Source organism: Chrysiogenia bacterium, from assembly GCA_020434085.1.
Classification (GTDB): Bacteria; JAGRBM01; JAGRBM01; order JAGRBM01; family JAGRBM01; genus JAGRBM01.
Genome location: JAGRBM010000492.1, coordinates 1 through 1,554, shown reverse-complemented (window position 1 = coordinate 1,554; position 1,554 = coordinate 1). Strand labels below are relative to the sequence as shown.

The following is a 1,554-nucleotide window of genomic DNA, read 5'->3' as shown; positions in this document are numbered from 1 at the left end:
CCGGGGTTCGCGGTCGGCTGCGGTGTCGCACTTCCCCGAGTAAACCAGATAGCTCAGGTACGCAAACACCGCTATCCCCACCAGAACAATCGGCCCGCCCAGCAGGACCACCGGCCCGAACCGCGCCCGCCAGTCCAAATCGAGCACCGTCATCACCATCGCCGCCACGACCAACCCGGCCAGCAGCACCGCCGTCCCCATGTCCCACTGGAACTTCCTCAACACGGCTTTCTCGCCCTGCACCAGCGAGCCCTCAAGAGCCTGGTGCAGCACCAGAAAGACAATCGATCCGCCGATGAACCACAGCAAAGCAGTGCGCCTCCCGTCAGCGATCAACTTCGCCGAGCACGGGATCGAGGCTCGCGATAATCGCCACCACGTCGGCCAGCAACATCCCCTGGCACATCGAATTCAGGCCCTGCAGGTTCGTGAAGCTGGGGCTTCGGATGCCAAGGCGGTAAGCCTTCGGCCCACCATCGGCCATCAGGTAGAAACCCAGTTCGCCCTTCGGCGCCTCGATCGAGTGATAAACCTCGCCTTCGGGAACCTTGAACCCCTCGGAGGCCAGCAGGAAGTGATGGATCAGATCCTCCATCGACTTCTTCACGCGCTCCTTCGGCGGGAAGATCACCTTGGGATTGTCGATATTGACGGGATCGCTGGAATGGCGCTCGAGAAGGTCAAGCACCTGGCAGCAAATCCGGTGCGCCTCGCGCATTTCCTTGATGCGCACGAAGTAACGCGCCAGACAGTCGCCCGCCGTCTCCACGGCCACTTCCCAATCCACTTCCTCGTAGGCCAGATACGGCGTGTCGCGGCGGATGTCCCAGTCCACGCCCGAGCCGCGCAAGGAAGCACCCGAAAGGCCCAGGGAAATCGCGTCCTCGCCGGAGACGATGCCGATGCCCTTGAGGCGTTCCAGGAAAATCTCGTTCTCGTTGAGCATCGCCTCCATCTCGTCGACGACGGGAAGGAAGCCATTGAGGAACTCGCGCACGCGCGCGCGCCACTCGGGATAATCGGGACGCATCACGCCGCCCACGCGCATGTAGGACACCGTAAAGCGCGCGCCGGAGATGAACTCGAAAATGTCGTAGAGCTTCTCGCGCTCGGTGAAGCCCCACATGAAGATCGTCATGGCGCCAAGTTCAAGCGCGCCGGTGCCGACCGCCAGCAGGTGCGAGGAAATGCGCGCCAGCTCGCACAGCAGGGTGCGCAGATACTTGCAGCGCGGCGTGATCTCGATGCCCAGAGCCTTCTCCACGGTCATCACGTAGGCCGTGTTGTTGCTCATCGGCGAGAGGTAGTCCATCCGGTCGGTGTAGGGGATGAACTGGTGGTACGTCTTGAACTCGCCGTGCTTTTCCTTTGCGCGGTGCAGATAGCCGACCACCGTCTCAAGGCCCGTGACGATTTCGCCGTCGAGTTCCAGGATAATGCGCAGCACCCCGTGCGTGGAGGGATGCTGGGGGCCCATGTTGATCGTCATGGACTCCAGATTCGAGTAGGTCTTTTCGACAACGCGCTTGGTCATTCAGTCGGTCCTCGGACGTG

Annotated in this window: 2 protein-coding genes; both read right to left on the bottom strand. The window is 62.0% G+C overall.

All coding sequences use genetic code 11. The annotated features are described in order from the left end of the window. Positions 1–309: hypothetical protein (locus tag KDH09_16580; GenBank protein MCB0221315.1), on the bottom strand; the 309-nt coding region annotated here is incomplete at its 3' end. Positions 310–325: 16 nt separating this feature from the next. Next, entirely contained in the window at positions 326–1,534 is a 1,209-nt protein-coding gene (locus tag KDH09_16575; GenBank protein MCB0221314.1) for an NADH-quinone oxidoreductase subunit D, read from the bottom strand. Positions 1,535–1,554: the final 20 nt, after the last annotated feature.

What these genes read in the sequence shown, in the direction of transcription:
- KDH09_16575 (MCB0221314.1), bottom strand. Translation starts at nt 1,534, where the DNA reads ATGACCAAGCGCGTTGTCGAAAAGACCTACTCGAATCTGGAGTCCATG.